12 protein-coding genes are annotated in these 16,309 nt (G+C 63.7%); all 12 read right to left on the bottom strand.

All coding sequences use genetic code 11. The features are described 5' to 3' along the window. Positions 1 to 11: 11 nt before the first annotated feature. The 12 genes from mmsB (HB677_RS10545) to HB677_RS10490 all read right to left on the bottom strand — a co-directional run bounded on the left by mmsB (HB677_RS10545) (position 12) and on the right by HB677_RS10490 (position 16,169). Positions 12 to 1,226: a multiple monosaccharide ABC transporter permease gene (gene mmsB, locus HB677_RS10545; RefSeq protein ID WP_213815652.1), complete on the bottom strand. Its 1,215-nt coding sequence runs from the start codon at positions 1,224 to 1,226 to the stop codon at positions 12 to 14. Further along, positions 1,223 to 2,764, bottom strand: coding sequence for a multiple monosaccharide ABC transporter ATP-binding protein (gene mmsA / locus HB677_RS10540; protein ID WP_218624615.1), 1,542 nt, complete (start codon positions 2,762 to 2,764; stop codon positions 1,223 to 1,225). Before mmsA (HB677_RS10540) ends, mmsB (HB677_RS10545) begins: the two co-directional genes overlap by 4 nt. A gap of 82 nt (positions 2,765 to 2,846) precedes the next feature. Further along, positions 2,847 to 3,977 carry a multiple monosaccharide ABC transporter substrate-binding protein gene (gene chvE / locus HB677_RS10535; RefSeq protein WP_307852558.1) on the bottom strand — a complete coding sequence of 377 codons (1,131 nt, stop codon included), beginning with the start codon at positions 3,975 to 3,977 and terminating at the stop codon, positions 2,847 to 2,849. 147 nt (positions 3,978 to 4,124) lie between these two features. Continuing rightward, positions 4,125 to 5,645 (bottom strand): L-arabinose isomerase, encoded by a 1,521-nt coding sequence (gene araA / locus HB677_RS10530; RefSeq protein ID WP_374193812.1) that lies wholly within the window; start codon positions 5,643 to 5,645, stop codon positions 4,125 to 4,127. Next, the gene (locus HB677_RS10525) at positions 5,642 to 6,352 is read right to left on the bottom strand and encodes an L-ribulose-5-phosphate 4-epimerase (protein WP_213815651.1); all 711 of its coding nucleotides are present in this window, start codon (positions 6,350 to 6,352) and stop codon (positions 5,642 to 5,644) included. Before HB677_RS10525 ends, araA begins: the two co-directional genes overlap by 4 nt. Further along, entirely contained in the window at positions 6,349 to 8,025 is a 1,677-nt protein-coding gene (gene araB / locus HB677_RS10520; RefSeq protein ID WP_213815650.1) for a ribulokinase, read from the bottom strand. The genes HB677_RS10525 and araB overlap by 4 nt, the downstream gene beginning before the upstream one ends. A gap of 482 nt (positions 8,026 to 8,507) precedes the next feature. Next, positions 8,508 to 9,521 carry a LacI family DNA-binding transcriptional regulator gene (locus HB677_RS10515; RefSeq protein ID WP_213815684.1) on the bottom strand — a complete coding sequence of 338 codons (1,014 nt, stop codon included), beginning with the start codon at positions 9,519 to 9,521 and terminating at the stop codon, positions 8,508 to 8,510. A gap of 150 nt (positions 9,522 to 9,671) precedes the next feature. Continuing rightward, a complete protein-coding gene (locus HB677_RS10510) occupies positions 9,672 to 10,778 on the bottom strand; it encodes a sugar-binding protein (protein WP_213815649.1) in 1,107 nt (368 codons plus the stop codon). A gap of 73 nt (positions 10,779 to 10,851) precedes the next feature. After that, positions 10,852 to 12,219, bottom strand: coding sequence for a multiple monosaccharide ABC transporter permease (mmsB, locus tag HB677_RS10505; RefSeq protein ID WP_213815648.1), 1,368 nt, complete (start codon positions 12,217 to 12,219; stop codon positions 10,852 to 10,854). After that, a complete protein-coding gene (gene mmsA, locus HB677_RS10500) occupies positions 12,219 to 13,739 on the bottom strand; it encodes a multiple monosaccharide ABC transporter ATP-binding protein (RefSeq protein ID WP_213815683.1) in 1,521 nt (506 codons plus the stop codon). Before mmsA (HB677_RS10500) ends, mmsB (HB677_RS10505) begins: the two co-directional genes overlap by 1 nt. 198 nt (positions 13,740 to 13,937) lie before the next feature. Next, positions 13,938 to 15,116: an ROK family transcriptional regulator gene (locus tag HB677_RS10495; protein ID WP_213815647.1), complete on the bottom strand. Its 1,179-nt coding sequence runs from the start codon at positions 15,114 to 15,116 to the stop codon at positions 13,938 to 13,940. 90 nt (positions 15,117 to 15,206) lie between these two features. Then, complete coding sequence (locus HB677_RS10490; protein WP_307852557.1) at positions 15,207 to 16,169, bottom strand: cyclase family protein; 963 nt, start codon at positions 16,167 to 16,169, stop codon at positions 15,207 to 15,209. Positions 16,170 to 16,309: the final 140 nt, after the last annotated feature.

The raw sequence follows: 16,309 nt of genomic DNA, 5'->3' as shown, positions 1-16,309 counted from the left end.
GCGAATGGTGACTAGTGACCGCCCGAACGACGCTTGTTGTAGACGTCGAACGCGACGGCTGCCAGCAAGACCAGGCCCTTGATGAGCTGCTGGTACTCACTGCCGACACCGAGGATGGACATACCGTTGTTCAGGATTCCGATGATGAGACCACCGATGATGGCGCCCGTCACAGTACCGATACCGCCGGTGACCGCCGCGCCACCGATGAAGACTGCGGCGATGGCGTCGAGCTCGAAACCGTCACCGGCCTTCGGGTTTGCGAGGTTGAGCTGGGCCGTGAAAACCAGGCCCGCCAGAGATGCGATGACACCCATGTTGACGAACAGCAGGAATGTGACCCGCTGCGTCTTGACGCCCGAGAGCGCCGCAGCGTTGAGGTTGCCACCGATCGCGTAGATGTGACGACCGAAGACGCTGCGGTTCATCACTGCCGAGTAGACGACCACGAGCAGGCCGAGCACGACCAGCACGATCGGGGTTCCCCGGTAGCTGGCCAGCAGGTAGGTCACGAGCAGGATGAGCACGGTCGTGAACGCGAGCTTCGTGATATACCAGGCGAAGGGCTCGTCCTCGACGTTGTACTTCTTGCGGGCGGCGCGACCACGAATGGCCTGCACCACCAGCAGCAGCACGGCGAGCACACCGAGGATCACGGTCAGCGGCTCGAGGAAGCTCTGGCCACCACCGAGGTCCGGCAGGAAGCCGGAGCCGAGCGCGCGGAACTCGTCCGGGAAGGGCGAGATCTGCTCGTTCTGCAGCGCAATCTGGGTCAGTCCACGGAACGTGAGCATGCCCGCCAACGTCACGATGAACGCCGGTATCTTGAAGTACGCGATCCAGAATCCCTGCCACATGCCGACCACCGCACCCAGGATCAGGCACAGCACGATCGCCACGAACCAGGGCAGGTGCCACTGGGTGATCATCACGCCGGCCATGGCACCGGTGAAGGCGACCACCGATCCGACCGACAGGTCGATGTGGCCAGCGATGATTACCATCACCATGCCGATCGCCAGGATCAGGATGTAGCTGTTCTGCACGATCAGGTTCGACACGTTGATCGGCTTGAGCGTGATGCCCGGGGTCGCGATCTCGAAGAAGATGATGATGACGATCAGCGCAATGAACAGGCCGATCTGGCGCAGCTGCCCGGCCAGGTAATTGAATGCTGAGCGGATGCCACCCCCCGTCGACACTTCTTTAACACGGATGTCGCTCATTCCTGGTCCTTCCTCTCCTGGGTCATGTACTGCATAAGGTGTTCAGCGCTCGCGTCCGCACGGGACACGTCCGCCGTGATCCGACCCTCGGCGAGGGTGTAGATCCGGTCGCAGATGCCGAGCAGTTCCGGCAACTCCGACGAGATGACGATGACGCCCTTCCCCTCGTCGGCAAGGCGGTTGATGATGCCGTAGATCTCGTACTTCGCACCGACGTCGATACCGCGGGTCGGTTCATCCAGAATCAGCACGTCCGGGTTGGAGTACATCCACTTGGACAGCACGACCTTTTGCTGGTTACCGCCCGACAGCTTGCCGGTGAGGGCATCGACGCTGGGGGCCTTGATGTTCATGTCTTTGCGGTAGCCCTCGGCAACGACGATCTCCTTGTTGCCGTCGACCCATCCGGCGCGGGCCAGCTTCTCGAGAGCGGCGGCCGACACGTTGCGCTTGATGTCCTCGATGAGGTTCAGCCCGTAGTGCTTGCGGTCTTCCGTCGCGTAGGCGAGTCCGTGGCCGATCGCCGCCGACACGGTGTTCGTCTTGATTTCCACGCCCTGTTTGTAGACCTTGCCCGAGATGTTGTACCCGTAGCTGTGGCCGAACACGCTCATCGCGAGCTCGGTGCGACCGGCACCCATGAGGCCAGCGATACCGACGATCTCGCCGGCGCGCACGTAGATGTTGGCCTGCTTCACGACCTCACGCGCGTGGTCGAGCGGGTGATGTACCGTCCAGTCCTCAACACGCAGCATCTCCTCGCCGATGTGCGGCGTGTGGTCGGGGAAGCGGCTCTCGAGATCGCGACCGACCATTCCCTTGATGATGCGCTCCTCCGAGATGACGTCGGAATGCATATCGAGCGTCTCGATCTTCTTGCCGTCACGGATGATGGTGACCTCGTCGGCTACCGCTTTGATCTCGTTCAGCTTGTGGCTGATGATGATCGACGTGATGCCCTGCTCGCGTAGGTGCTTCATGAGATCCAACAGGTGAGCGGAGTCCTCGTCGTTGAGCGCGGCCGTCGGCTCGTCGAGAATCAGCAGCTTCACTTCCTTGGAGAGTGCCTTCGCGATCTCCACGAGCTGCTGCTTGCCGACGCCGATGTCCATGACCTTGGTGATCGGGTTGTCCTTCAGGCCCACCCGCGCGAGCAGCTTTGCCGCCTCGAGGTTGGTCTTGTTCCAGTCGATCCAGCCGCTGGACTGCTGCTCATTGCCGAGGAAGATGTTCTCGGCAATGGAAAGATATGGGCTCAGTGCGAGCTCCTGGTGAATGATCACCACGCCCGACGCTTCTGAGTCGTTGATGTTGCGGAATTCCACGGGCTTGTCCTCAAAGAGGATCTCCCCGTCGTAGGTCCCGTGCGGGTACACGCCGCTCAGCACCTTCATGAGAGTCGATTTGCCAGCACCGTTCTCGCCGCAGATGGCGTGGATGTGTCCACGCTTGACCTCGATCGAGACATCCTGCAGCGCCTTGACACCGGGGAAGGTCTTCGTGATGTTGCGCATCTCGAGAATGTTGGTTGTCACCATTGCTTCTTTCTTGGCTTCCATGGAGAAAGAGGCAGTGGCGACGGATGACTCGTCCGCCGCCACTGCCGGAATGACGCTGACCCTACTTCAGGTCTGCTTCGGTGTAGTAACCGCTGTCAATGAGGACCTCTTTGTAGTTGTCCTTGGTCACAACCGTCGGCTGGAACAGGAACGTCGGAACGACCTTGACCTTGTTGTTGTAGCTGGACGTGTCGTTCACCTCCGGGGTCTTTCCGGTGAGCAGGTCATCGGCCATCTTGACTGCCTCGTCACCCAGCTGGCGGGTGTCCTTGTAGATGGTGGAGTACTGCTGTCCCGCAATGATCGACTTGACCGAGGCGGCCTCGGCGTCCTGACCGGTGATGATCGGCAGGGCGTCCGTCTTGTAACCCGACGACGTCAGCGCGGAGATGATTCCGATGGAGAGACCGTCATATGGCGAGAGGACACCGTCGACCTTGGCGCCACCGGAGTACGTGCTGGCGATGAGGTTCTGCATGCGCTTCTGGGCGGTAGCAGGGTCCCAACGCAGGGTAGCGACCTGGGTGAAGCCGGTCTGTCCGCTCTTGACGACGAGAATCTTCTTGTCGAGGTACGGCTTCAGAGTGTCCATCGCGCCGTTGAAGAAGAACGTGGCGTTGTTGTCGTCGGAGCTACCGGCGAACAGCTCGATGTTGAACGGGCCGGTCTTGCCGGTGTCCTTGCCATCGGCGTCCAGGATGCCGAGGCCCTGGAGGAGGCTGGTGGCCTGGTCAACGCCGACCTTGTAGTTATCGAACGTCGTGTAGTAGTCGACGTTCTTGTTGCCGTTGATCAGGCGGTCGTAGGCGATGACCTTGACGCCGCTGTCGGCTGCCTGGTCGAGCTGGTCGCTCAGGGCGGTTCCGTCGATGGCGGCGATGATGAGAACCTTGGCGCCCTTGGTCAGCATGTTGCTGACCTGCTGCACCTGCTGCGGGATCTTGTCGTCACCGTATTCGAGGTCGACCTTGTAGCCGAGCTTTTCGAGGGCGGCCTTGACGGCGTCGCCGTCCTTGATCCACCGCTCGGAGGTCTTGGTCGGCATCGCGACGCCGACGAGGGCGCCCTTGTTGTCGGCGGATGCTCCGCTGCCGGAATCGTCTCCCGTGCCGCCGCGACCGCCGGAGCAGGCCGCGAGTGTGAGGGCGAGGGTCGCGGCTGCAATGCCGACGAGTACCTTTCGTGCTTTCACTGTGTGGTTCCTTTCATAGGTGTTCCCATGGACGTCATTGTCAGTTTTTGGTGCTACCTGATCCGGCTTCGTCCACAAGCCAGACCCTTTCCGGGACGGGTCCCGGCAAGTTATTGGGTGCGCGCGAGGCGCGCCGTCGCGGTCGTCCTACAGCCCCTGTGCGAGCCGGTAGTACGCCTGATTCCAGCGAACCTGCTTGCTGAATTCGCGCAACGTGGTGTCCTCGTCAATGACAAGTAGTTCAGTCTTGGCCATCTCCGAGAAATCTTCAAACACGTCGATGGACACCGCGGTGCTCATCACTGTGTGGTGCGCGGCGCCCGCGGTCAGCCAGGCTGCCGCGCTCGTCGCGAAATTGGGGGCGGGCTTCCACACCGCGCGGGCGACCGGCAGGTTCGGGAGCGGCTCGGGCAGGGGAACGACCTCCACGACGTTCGCCACCAGGCGGAACCTGTCGCGCATGTCGCTCATCGCGACAACGACCCCGGGACCGGCGTCCGTGTCGAACACCAGGCGCACCGGGTCATCCTTTCCACCAATTCCCAGCGCGTGGATCTCCAGCGATGGCTTGGACGTCGTCAGGCTCGGGCAGACCTCGAGCATGTGGGCGCCGAGGATCAGTTCGTTGCCGGGCTGTAGGTCGTAGGTGTAGTCCTCCATGAGGGAGGCGCCGCCGGGCAGGCCGGCTCCCATGACCTTGGCGGCGCGGACGAGGACGGCGGTCTTCCAGTCGCCCTCCGCGCCGAAGCCGTAGCCATCGGCCATGAGCCGTTGGACACCAAGACCCGGAAGCTGGCGCAGGGCGCCGAGGTCCTCGAAGTTGGTGGTGAAGGCCGAGAAGCCACCGGCCTCGAGGAAGGAGCGCAGCCCCAGTTCGATCCGGGCGCCGTAGCGCAGTGACTCGTGGCGGTCGCCGCCGCGACGCAACTCGGGCACGACCGAGTAGAGGTCCTCGTACTCGGCGACGAGGGCGTCCACGTCGCTGTCCGCCGCGGCATCCACCGCCTCGACCAGTTCGTTGACTCCCCAGGTGTTGACGCTGAGTCCGAAGCGGATCTCCGCCTCGGTCTTGTCTCCCTCGGTCACCGCGACGTTGCGCATGTTGTCGCCGAAACGTGCCAGCTTGAGGAAGCGCATGGCGTGCCATCCGCTCGCCGCCCGCGACCAGGCCCCGACCTGGGCCGTCACGGCCGGGTTCGACACGTGACCGACGACGGTCTTGCGGGATACGCCCATGCGGGTCTGGATGTAGCCGAACTCGCGGTCGCCGTGGGCAGCCTGGTTCAGGTTCATGAAGTCGAAATCGATCTCGGACCACGGCAGCGCGACGTTGGCCTGCGTGTGCAGGTGCAGGAGCGGCTTGCGCAGTTCGTCGAGGCCGCGGATCCACATCTTGGCGGGGCTGAACGTGTGCATCCAGGCGATGACACCGACGACGTTGTCTGCCGAGTTGGCCTCGAGCGCGAGGCGACGAATCGACTCGCTGTCCTTGAGCACGGGCTTCCAGACGATCGTGACGGGCACATCGGCGGCGTCGCCAAGCTCGCGGGCGATCTGCTGGGACTGCTCGGCGACCTGACGCAGGGTTTCCTCGCCGTAGAGGTCCTGGCTGCCGGTGAGGAACCAGACCTCGTAGCTCGCGAGGTCGGGGATGATGCTGGTGCTCACTGGAGTTCTCCTACCGGGGTCTGGCCGTACACGTTCTGGTAGCGGTTGTAGAGGGAATCGATCGCCTCTTGAGGGATCGGGATGGCGGTGCCGAGCTGCCGCGAGATGTGCACGGTCTTCGCGACATCCTCTGCCATGACCGCGGCCTTCACGGCGTCGCGGGCGTTCTTGCCGATCGTGAAGACTCCGTGGTTCTGCATCAGCACGGCGCGGGACCGGTGACCGGCCAGCGTCGCGACGATGCCGCGGCCGATCGAGTCGTCGCCGATGATCGCGAAGGGACCGATCGGAATCTCGCCCCCGAACTCGTCGGCCATCGCGGTGATCACACACGGGATCGCTTCGCCGCGGGCGGCCCAGGCGGTGGCATAGGTGGAGTGCGTGTGCACCACTCCCCCGACCTCAGGCATGTTGCGGTACACGTAGGCGTGGGCAGCGGTGTCGCTCGATGGGCTGCGCTCCGCGCCGGGAGTGCTCGGGATGACCCGACCGTCGAGATCACAGAGAATCTGGTTCTCGGGCGACAGCTCGTCGTAGCTCACCCCGCTCGGCTTGATGACGAACAGGTCGGCACCGGGGACGCGGCCGGACACGTTGCCGCCGGTCCAGACGACGAGCTCGTTGCGGGTCAGTTCCGCGTGGAGCGCGGCGATGTCATCCCGGGTGCGCGCGATGGCGACCTCGATCTCGGGTGCGAACGCGGTCATCGGAGGGCCTCCCTCTTAATCGTCTTGAGCCTGTGCATCACGTCGTTGGCTCCCCGCCCGAAGTAGTCGTGCAGCAGCGTGTACTCGTCGTACAGTGCGTCGTAGGCGTCGGCTGCAGAGTCATCCGGAACATAAACGGCCCGGTTGACCTTGCCCATCGCGCGGGCCGCATCCCGCACGGAGTCGTACGCGCCGGCGGCCACCGCCGCGTGAATCGCGGACCCGAGCGCGGGACCCTGCTCGCTGGCGATCGTGGAGATGGGCATGCGCAGCACGTTCGCATAGATCTGCATGAGGAACGGGTTGCGGATGAGCCCGCCGGCCGCGATGAACTCGGTGACCGGAACACCGCTGGCCGCGAAGGTCTCGACGATCTTGCGGGTTCCGTAGGCGGTTGCCTCGAAGAGTGCGCGGTAGATCTCCTCGGGGCGGGTGGTCAGTGTCGCGCCGATGACCGTGCCGCTGAGCTCGGCGTCGACGAGCACGGAACGATTGCCGCCGTACCAGTCGAGGGCGACGAGACCGTGTCCGCCGACCGGCTGGTTCTTCGAGAGCTCGGTCAGGTGTTCGTGAATGCTGAGTCCAGCGGATGTCGCGGCGTCGAAGTATCGCGCGGGCACCTGATTCTTCACGTACCAGGCGAAGATGTCGCCCACGCCGGACTGGCCGGCTTCGTAGCCGTAGAGACCCGAGACGATTCCGCCGTCAACGACGCCGCACATGCCGGGCACCTCGACGAGGGTGTCGGAGTTCATGACGTGGCAGGTGGAGGTGCCCATGATGGCGACCATCTGGCCGGGCTCGGTGGCCTGGGCAGCGGGTGCGGCGACGTGCGCGTCAACGTTGCCGACGGCAACGGCGATGCCCTCGGGAAGGCCGGTCCAGGCGGCAGCCTCCGCGGAGAGGGTGCCGGCCGCGGCGCCGAGCTGGCCGATCTCGTGGGCGACCTTGTCGTCGGCGAAGGCCCCGAAGCCGGGGTTCAGGGCACTAAGGAATTCGTGGGTCGGGTATTCGCCGTCCTGCAGGATCCCCTTGTAGCCGGCTGTGCAGGCGTTGCGCACGTAGGTGCCGGAGAGCTGCCAGATGATCCAGTCAGCTGCCTCGACCCAGTGGTCCATGCGGTTGTAGATCTCGGGGTCTTCTTCGAACAGCTGCAGGCCCTTGGCGAACTCCCACTCGCTCGAGATCAGTCCGCCGTAGCGGGGAAGCCACGGCTCGTCGCGGGCGGCGGCCAGCTCGTTGATGCGGTCGGCCTGGGGCTGCGCGGCGTGGTGCTTCCAGAGTTTGACGTAGGCGTGCGGGCGGTCGGCGTACTCGGGGAGCTCGTTGAGCGGGGTTCCATCGGCGAGCACCGGCAGCATCGTGCAGGCGGTGAAGTCGGTTCCCACCCCGATGACCGCGGCGGCATCGACACCGGAGGCAGCGAGGGCTGCGGGTACGGCGTTCTTGAGAACCGACACGTAATCGGACGGCACCTGCAGCGCCCACTCGGGAGGAAGCGTCGCTCCGGTGGAGGCCAGCGTCGTGTCCATCACGCCGTGCTCGTAGTCGTGCACGGCCTCGGCAAGTTCGGCCCCGTCGGATACCCTCACGACGACGGCACGACCGGACAGCGTCCCGAAGTCGATACCGACGACATAGGTCTCATCGCCCGCGGATACGGCATTGCTCATTGTTGATGACCTCTTTGTCTCAAACGGGCGGAACTGTAACGGTACATGTGACCGTTCACAAAAGCTTCGGCCATGTTACATCTGAAACGGTCACATCTGTCAACTCGACGTCAAAGCGCCGCCCGGACTAGCTTTCTGACCCTGCCCGGGCTAGGGGCCCGGCCCCTGCCATCCCGCGTCCAGTTGCGGCAAACGCACGCTCCTCGGGCATTCAAACGTGCACATGCCGCAACTGGGGGCTATATCCACTCGTAGCTATTCTGAGTTGCGGCAAATGCACCCACACAGAGGTCAAAAGGTGCAGTTTGCCGCAACTCGGGCGCCATATCCGCCCGTAACCACTCTCACTTGCGGCAAACGCGCCTACACACAGGCTGGAGCGTGCGATTTGGCGCAACTCGCGAGCCCGACGGCCACGTCAGCGATGCTGAGCGAAGCTGAGCCGCGCTGAGCGACGCGTGAGCGCGAGGAGGGGCAGTCGCCTACGCCGAGAGGCGGGCCGTGGACGCGCGCACGATGAGCTCGGGGGCGATCTGCTCGTGCCCGACCTCCTGCTCGCCGCGAAGCTCATCGAGCAGGATGGAGATGGCTCGGCGGCCGATCTCGACGAAGTTTTGGCGCACCGTGGTCAGCGGCGGGAAGAAGTGCGCGGCCTCGGGGATGTCGTCGAATCCCACGATGCTGATGTCGCCCGGGACATCCAGTCCCATCTCCCGGCACGCGTGCATGAAGCCGAGCGCCATTTGATCGTTGCCGCAGAAGACCGCGCTGAAGTCGCGGAACCGCAGCAGCTCCAGTCCGGCGTAATACCCGAAGCTCGCGGTCCAGTCGCCGAGGATGGGCGCGCGGGTGCGCAGCTCGGCCTCGCCCAGCTCCTGCAGGTAGCCCTTCATGCGGGCGTCGGCCTCGATCCAGTCCTGCGGCCCCGAGATGTGGATGATCTCGGTGTGCCCGAGCTCAATGAGGTGCCGTGTCGCGAGCCGCGCCCCGTACACCTGGTCGACCGACAGGCTGTGCCCGAGGTTTTCGCCCGTCGACTCGAGCGTCACGAACGGCACCGTGATCGACAGGTCGCGCAGCGCATCGAACACCCGCGCCTGCGGGGCGATGACGACGAGCGCCTCGATCGACTGGCTCAGCAGGTAGTCGAGCGCGGACTTGATCGACGCGTAGTCACCCGACGCGGTGCTCGTGATGCTCAGCCGATATCCCGCCTCGCGGGCGGCAACCTCGATGGCATTGATGCTCGTGGTTGGTCCATAGTGCGCGGATTGGGATGACAGTACGCCGATCGTTCTCGAACGGCGATTGACGAGTGCACGCGCCGCCTGATTGGGGCGGTACCCCACCTCCTGGATGACGTCCAGCACGCGCTGCTTGGTGGTCTCGCGAATGCTCGGGCTGTCGTTGAGCACGCGGGACACGGTCTGGTACGAGACTCCGGCGAGACGCGCGACATCACGGATATTCGGTGCGCGAACCTTTTCTGGTTCCATCTGCTGGTATCCGGTCTCGTCAAGGATGTGTACGGTCACACGCTGAACGATTCCCATTATGCCGGAAACGCAAAAAGACCGGCCGGGCCCGTGTGGGCCCGACCGGTCTCTGTGTGAAACAGCTAGTAGCCAGAGGCTACGAGCGGGTTGTTACTTGTTGACCAGCGCGAGGAGGGTCGGGTTGTTCTTGTACGCGTCCGCAGCGTTGTCCTTGGTGACGAGGACCGGTGCGAGGTAGTACGTGGGAACGTCAACCGAACCGTTGTTGGTCGGGTCGGAGTTGACCGTTGCGTCCTTGCCAGCAGCGATCTCCTTGACCATGGCAACTGCCTGGTCGACGAGAGCCGAGGTGTCCTTGTTGATCGTGGAGTACTGCTCACCGGACATGATCAGCGGGATCGAGGCAGCCTCAGAGTCCTGACCGGTCACGACGGGCTGAACAGGGGTGTTCTTTCCGGCGCTCTTGATCGAGGTGAGGATGGCGCGAGCCAGCGTGTCGTTCGGGGAGAGAACGCCGTTGATCTCGGTCTTGGAGTAGTTACCAGCGAGCAGGGTGTCCATACGGGTCTGCGCGTTAGCGGCGAGCCATCCGGTGGTCTGCGTCTGGGCGATCGCGGTCTGGCCGGAAACGACCTTCAGCGTGCCGTCGTCAATCTTCGGCTGCAGGATCTTCATTGCACCGTCGAAGAACACCTTGGCGTTCGGGTCGGTGGATGCACCGGAGAACAGCTCGATGTTGTACGTCTTCGCGTCGGGGAAACGTGACTTCATGCCATCGAGGAGTGCCTGGCCCTGGAGCTCGCCAACCTTCTCGTTGTCGTAAGCGACGTAGTAGTCGACGTTCGGGCTGTCCTGGATGATGCGGTCGTAAGCGATGACCTTGGCGCCGTTGTCGTGCGCGTCCTTGACCTGCGTGCCGAGCTGCTTGCCGTCGAATGCACCGATGATGAGGACCTTTGCGCCCTTGGTGTTCATCGCGGAGATCTGGCTGGCCTGCTCTGCAGCAACGTTAGCCGAGGGTGCGTACTGAATGTCGGGCGTGTAGCCGGCCTTCGTGATTGCCTCTTCGAAGAGCTTTCCGGCGAGGACCCAGTTTTCACTGGTCTTGTCGGGAAGAGCAACGCCGATGATGGAGCCTTCCTTGAAGCCGGCTGCATCGCCGCTCGAGGAGGTGTCGGTGCTACGAGTGGAGCAGCCCGAGAGTGCCATCAGGGTGACCGCAGCGACTGCTACGGATCCGAATACGAGTTTGCGCATGTGTTTGTTCTACTTTCTTCTCTTGGTGTTGTAGCTGCCGGGGACAGTCGTCGTCCCCGGCCGCTACGCGGGTTTAGACGTTCGGAGTAATAGACGAGGGGCGCGAAGAGGACTCCGCGGGAGCGCCGGTCGGCTCGACCGACGGGCGGTCGAGGGGAGCGGAGCCCGAGGTGGGAGCGTCGTCGCTGGAGCCGGGACGCTTGCGCGTGAGGAATCCAATGAGAGACGGCTTGCCCTGACGCTTGCTGTAGACGTCGATGCCAACGGCAACCAGCAGAACCAGACCCTTGATGATCTGCACCTTGTCGTTGGAGACACCGAGCAGCTGAAGTCCGTTGTTGAGAACCGCGATGACCAAACCACCGATGATCGATCCGGTGATCGTTCCGATACCACCGGCGACGGCGGCGCCACCAATGAAGACGGCGGCAATGGCGTCGAGCTCCCAGCCGGTTCCGTCACCAGGGCCCGAAGCACCGGCGCGAGCAACGCCGACCATTCCGGCAACCGAGGCGAGGATCGACATGTTCATCATGACGAGGAAGTTGATGCGCTTGATCTTGACACCGGACAGCTCAGCGGCGTGCCAGTTTCCACCGACCGCGTAGACGTGGCGGCCGAAGGTGGTGTTACGCGTGATGAAGGAGTACAGGAGTACGAGAACGCCCAGGATGATGCCCGAGACGGGGTAGCTGGTGCCCAGGCGACCGGTCGCGAACAGGTAGGTGGCACCACCGGCGACGAGGACGAGGAGCACAACCTTGGTGACGCTGACCCAGACCGGAGCGCTCTCGGCGCCCATGAGGGACTGCGTGCGACGCTGGCGGATTTCCTGCCAGACGAGGGCGATGATGACGAGCAGACCGAGGATCAGGGTGCCGTTGCTGTAACCGAATGCCGGTCCGAAGTCGGGGATGAAGCCGTTGCCAATGAAGGTGAAGCCGTCCGGAACGGTGACCGTGTTGGAGTTACCGAAGAACTGGTTGGCACCACGGAAGATGAGCATGCCGGCGAGCGTCACGATGAAGGCGGGGACCCCCACATACGCGACCCAGAAGCCCTGCCATGCACCGATGATCGCGCCGATGACGAGACCGAGCAGCATCGCAACGATCGGCGGGAAGTTCCAGCTGACCATGGACGTCGCGACGACGATACCGACGAACGCGGCGACCGAACCGACCGACAGGTCGATGTGGCCGGCGATGATGACCATGACCATACCGATGGCGAGGATCAGAACGTAGGCGTTCTGGTTCACCAGGTTGATGAGGTTGGTCGGGTCGAGCGTGAGGCCGTCGGTCAGGATCTGGAAGAGGATGACGATGACAACGAGGGCACCGAGGATTCCGACCTGGCGGCCGCTGGACTGGCCACCACCGAACATCTTGCTGAGGTCACGGAAGCGGAAGGCCGGCTTCGCGGTGTCTGGAGCGCTCATTAGTTGTTAACTTTCTTCTTCGCCGAAGTCATGCTCTTCAGGAGTGTTTCGGGTGTGGCTTCGCTGGCCGGGAGGTTGTTGGTGATCGTGCCTTCGAAGATCGTGTAGATCCGGTCGGAGACGCCGAGAAGTTCGGGGAGCTCAGAGGAGATGAGGATGACGCCCTTGCCCTGTGCCGCAATGTCACGGATGATTCCGTAGATTTCGGTCTTGGCACCGACGTCGATGCCGCGGGTGGGCTCGTCGAGGATGAGCAGGTCGGGGTCCGTGAACAGCCACTTGGCCAGAACAACCTTCTGCTGGTTTCCACCGGAGAGCTTGTTCACGCCCTCGTCGACGGTCGGGGTCTTGATGCGCAGGCTCTTGCGGTAGGCCTCGGCCACGTTGTATTCCTCAACGTGGTTGATGACCTGGCCGGGCGCGATCTTGTGCAGCTTGGCCGCGACGACGGAATCCTTGATGTCATCGAGCAGGTTGAGGCCGAGGGCCTTGCGGTCCTCGCTCACGTAGGCGAGACCGTTGTCGATCGCTTCCGAGACGTTACGGGCGTAGATGCGCTTGCCGTCCTTGTACAGCTCGCCCGAGATGAACGTTCCGTACGAGCGGCCGAAGATGCTCATCGCGAGCTCCGTGCGGCCGGCGCCCATGAGGCCGGCGAATCCGACGACCTCTCCACGGCGAACGGTGAAGGAGGAGTCCTTGACGACCATGCGCTCGTTGGTCAGCGGGTGCTGGACAACCCAGTTCTTGACCTCGAAGAAGACCTCGCCGATTTCGCCGGTGCGCTCGGGGAAGCGGTTCTCGAGAACGCGACCGACCATGCCGCGGATGATGCGGTCTTCGTCGACGCCGTCGGCCTTGACGTTGAGCGTCTCAACGGTGTGGCCGTCTCGGATGATCGTGATCGAGTCGGCGATCTGCTCAATCTCGTTGAGCTTGTGGGAAATCATGATGGACGCGATGCCGCGGCCCTTGAGGCCGAGGATCAGGTCGAGCAGGTGCTGCGAGTCCGCCTCGTTCAGCGCGGCGGTCGGCTCGTCGAGGATGAGCAGCTTGACGTTCTTGTTGAGCGCCTTGGCGATCTCCACGAGCTGCTGCTTGCCAACACCGATGTTCTTGATCTGCGTGTCCGGGTCATCCTCGAGTCCCACGCGGGCGAGCAGGTCGATCGCGCGCTTCTTGGCTTCGACCCAGTTGATGACGCCGAAGCGGCGGGGCTCGTTACCAAGGAAGATGTTCTCGGTGATCGACAGCTCGGGGATCAGCGCGAGTTCCTGGTGGATGATGACGATCCCAGCGGCCTCGCTCGCGACGATGTCACGGAAGCGAACGACCTTGCCCTGGTAAACGATGTCGCCGTCGTAGGTCCCGAACGGGTATACCCCCGACAGAACCTTCATCAGTGTGGATTTTCCAGCACCGTTCTCACCGCAGATGGCGTGGATTTCGCCGGCCTGAACGGTAAGGGACACATTCTCGAGGGCCTTGACACCGGGGAATTCCTTGGTGATGGAACGCATCTCGAGGATGGTGGGTGCAGCAGCCTGTTCGCTCAACGCCACGGCGTAGACCTCCTCGTCAAATGGGCGCACAGTACAGATTTACCGCGCCCGCCTATGCAGTTAACTCTTTTACTGCGTTGTCGTCAAATAGTTAACGCAATTTCAAGATAACGATCAGATTTCAGATTCGAAAATCCGATGGCCGGGGCCCACTGCTCAGAATGCGGCGAGCAGCGCGGGCTGCCGCAGCACGAGGGCAGCGGCCCCCAGTGCCTCGGCCCGTTCGCCGAGTGACGACACCACGAGCTCGGTCGTCTCCCCCACGCGCGGCAAGGTGTAGCGCACCATGCCACGGCGGATCGGATCGAGCAGTACCTCGTCGAGAATCGTCAGCGGTCCCCCGATGACGATCACCTCTGGGTTCACGAGATTGGCGATGTTGGCAAGCGAGCGCCCCACGGCAAGGGCCGCGTCTTCGAGCACGCGGATCGTGGCGGCGTCGCCATCCCGGGCCTGGCGGATGACGTCTTCGATCGTGAGTCGGCCGGTCTCGCGACTGCTGAGGCGGTCAACGAGGATCGCAGTGGATGCCACGGTCTCGAGGCATCCACGATTTCCACACCGACACACCAGCCCGTGATCCACGATGGGGGTGTGACCGATCTCGCCGGTAACCCCGATGTTGCCGGAATACGGCTGGCCGTTGATGATCATGCCGCCGCCGATACCGCTGCCGATCTTTACGAAGACGAGATTGCTCACGCCGTTGTGCGGTCCCCAGGTCACCTCGGCGAGGGCACCGAGGTCGGCATCGTTGTCGATGTAGACCGGGAAGTCGAAGAGGCTCTCCAAGTCACCCAGCGTGACGCCCACCCACTCGGGCAGGATCGCGCCCTCCACGACCGTCGAGGTGCGATGGTCGATCGGGCCGGGGATCCCGACACCGACGCCCAGTACCGCAGACCGGCTGATGCCGGTGCGCAGCAGCATCCCATCGAGCAGGCTCGCGGCCGTGCCCATGCCGAGTTCGGCTCTGTGCCCCTGGGGAAGCGAGATCGCTTCTTCGGCAACGACCCGGTAGTCGAGGGTCGACACGACGATGCGCACGTGGGTACGGCCGAAGTCGACCCCGACGGTAACGGCGCCATTGCCGGAGAGGGACACGGACAGCGCACGCCGCCCCGAGCTGGTGGTCGGCGACGTGGTGACGATGCCGCGTTCCCCGAGCACCTTGACGATGTTGGAAATGGTTGCAGTAGACAGCCCTGTCTCACGGGATAGCTCCGCCTGCGTCGACGGGCCCCCGCTCAGAAGGCTTTGGACGATTCTTTGTTGATTCGACTGCCTCAATGCAGTCTGCGACCCCGGGTTACGGGGCCTGGCTCGAACAGGCATACACGTAGAGTGCCTGTCGAAACCCTTGCAGTCAAGAAGTTAACGCACTGGGTTCGCATCGCAATCCCTTGGTTAACGGATTGCGGACGCTCAGCTTCCCGGGATCGGCAGGCGGGCGAAGGCGCGCACGGGGAACGTACCGAAGCCCTCCACGCGGGGCGGAACCGCGGTGAATGTGCTGCCCGAGGGCGGCAGCTGACCGAGGTTGGTGAGGTGCTCGACCACGTGAATCCCGGCGGCGAGAAGCTGGCTGTGAGCGGGGCGTTCGCCCGCGCCATCCGCTTCCGTATTGTCGATGTTGAGCGAGTCGATTCCCACCAGCGTGACCCCGCGCTCGACCAGGTAGGCGGCCGCGTCCGCGGTCAGGTACGGAGCGCCGGAGGCGTAGGCGGGGGTGGCGAAGTGCGTGTCCCAGCCGGTGTGCAGCAGCACGGCGCATCCGGCAATATCACGGTCGTAAAAGACGGACGCGGGGATGCCACGCTCCGTCGAATCCTGCAGGTGGAAGACTTCCGCCCGCTGGTCGACGAGCGTGTCGAGGGTGAGTCCGGAGAGGTCGGTGCCGCCCTCGTAACGGTGGAATGGGCTGTCGATGTAGGTGCCGGTGTTGCCGATCATGGAGATGATGTCCATGGCGAATTCGGTGCCGGGCGCGTAGTGCGACGCGGAATCTTCGCGCGTCAGGTGCGGCGTGATCACCGGTTCGGGAAGGCCGGGGTAGGTGACGAGGCCCGCACGAATGGTGTGGCTGAGATCGACGAGGGCGCCGCGGGGCGCGTGGCTCGTCGAGCGCTCGGTGGTGACGCCGCGGCTGCCGCGGTGCTGCTCCTCGACGATGGCGAGGTGGGTGAGCGTGACGTCGCCGACCAGGGTGAGCCCGAGGTGCTGCACGAGCAGACGGGACACCGTCGCGCTGGTGATGGCATCGGGGCCCGCGGGCGGAATCTCCTCGCCCGGGATATCGAGCCGGAAGGCGTTGGCGGTGAGGCCGCCCCCGTTGGTGAAGCCAATGGATGCATCGAAGTGGGCTCGGTACTGCGTCTCGATAGTCACCAGATCAACCTAGGGCACGTGCGCGCCGCGCCCGAGGTCTGCCGACCGCCGCGCGGGGCATTTCGGCAGCATGTTTCCGGTCGCTGGCAGCCGAAGGAGCACAGATGGTCGTTTCTCCGCGGGTGCGGCGACCATCTGTG

This window comes from Glaciihabitans sp. dw_435 (assembly GCF_018449675.1).
GTDB lineage: Bacteria > Actinomycetota > Actinomycetes > Actinomycetales > Microbacteriaceae > Glaciihabitans.
The sequence above is the reverse complement of the archived record's forward strand: the minus strand, read 5'-3'. Positions and strand labels throughout refer to the sequence as shown.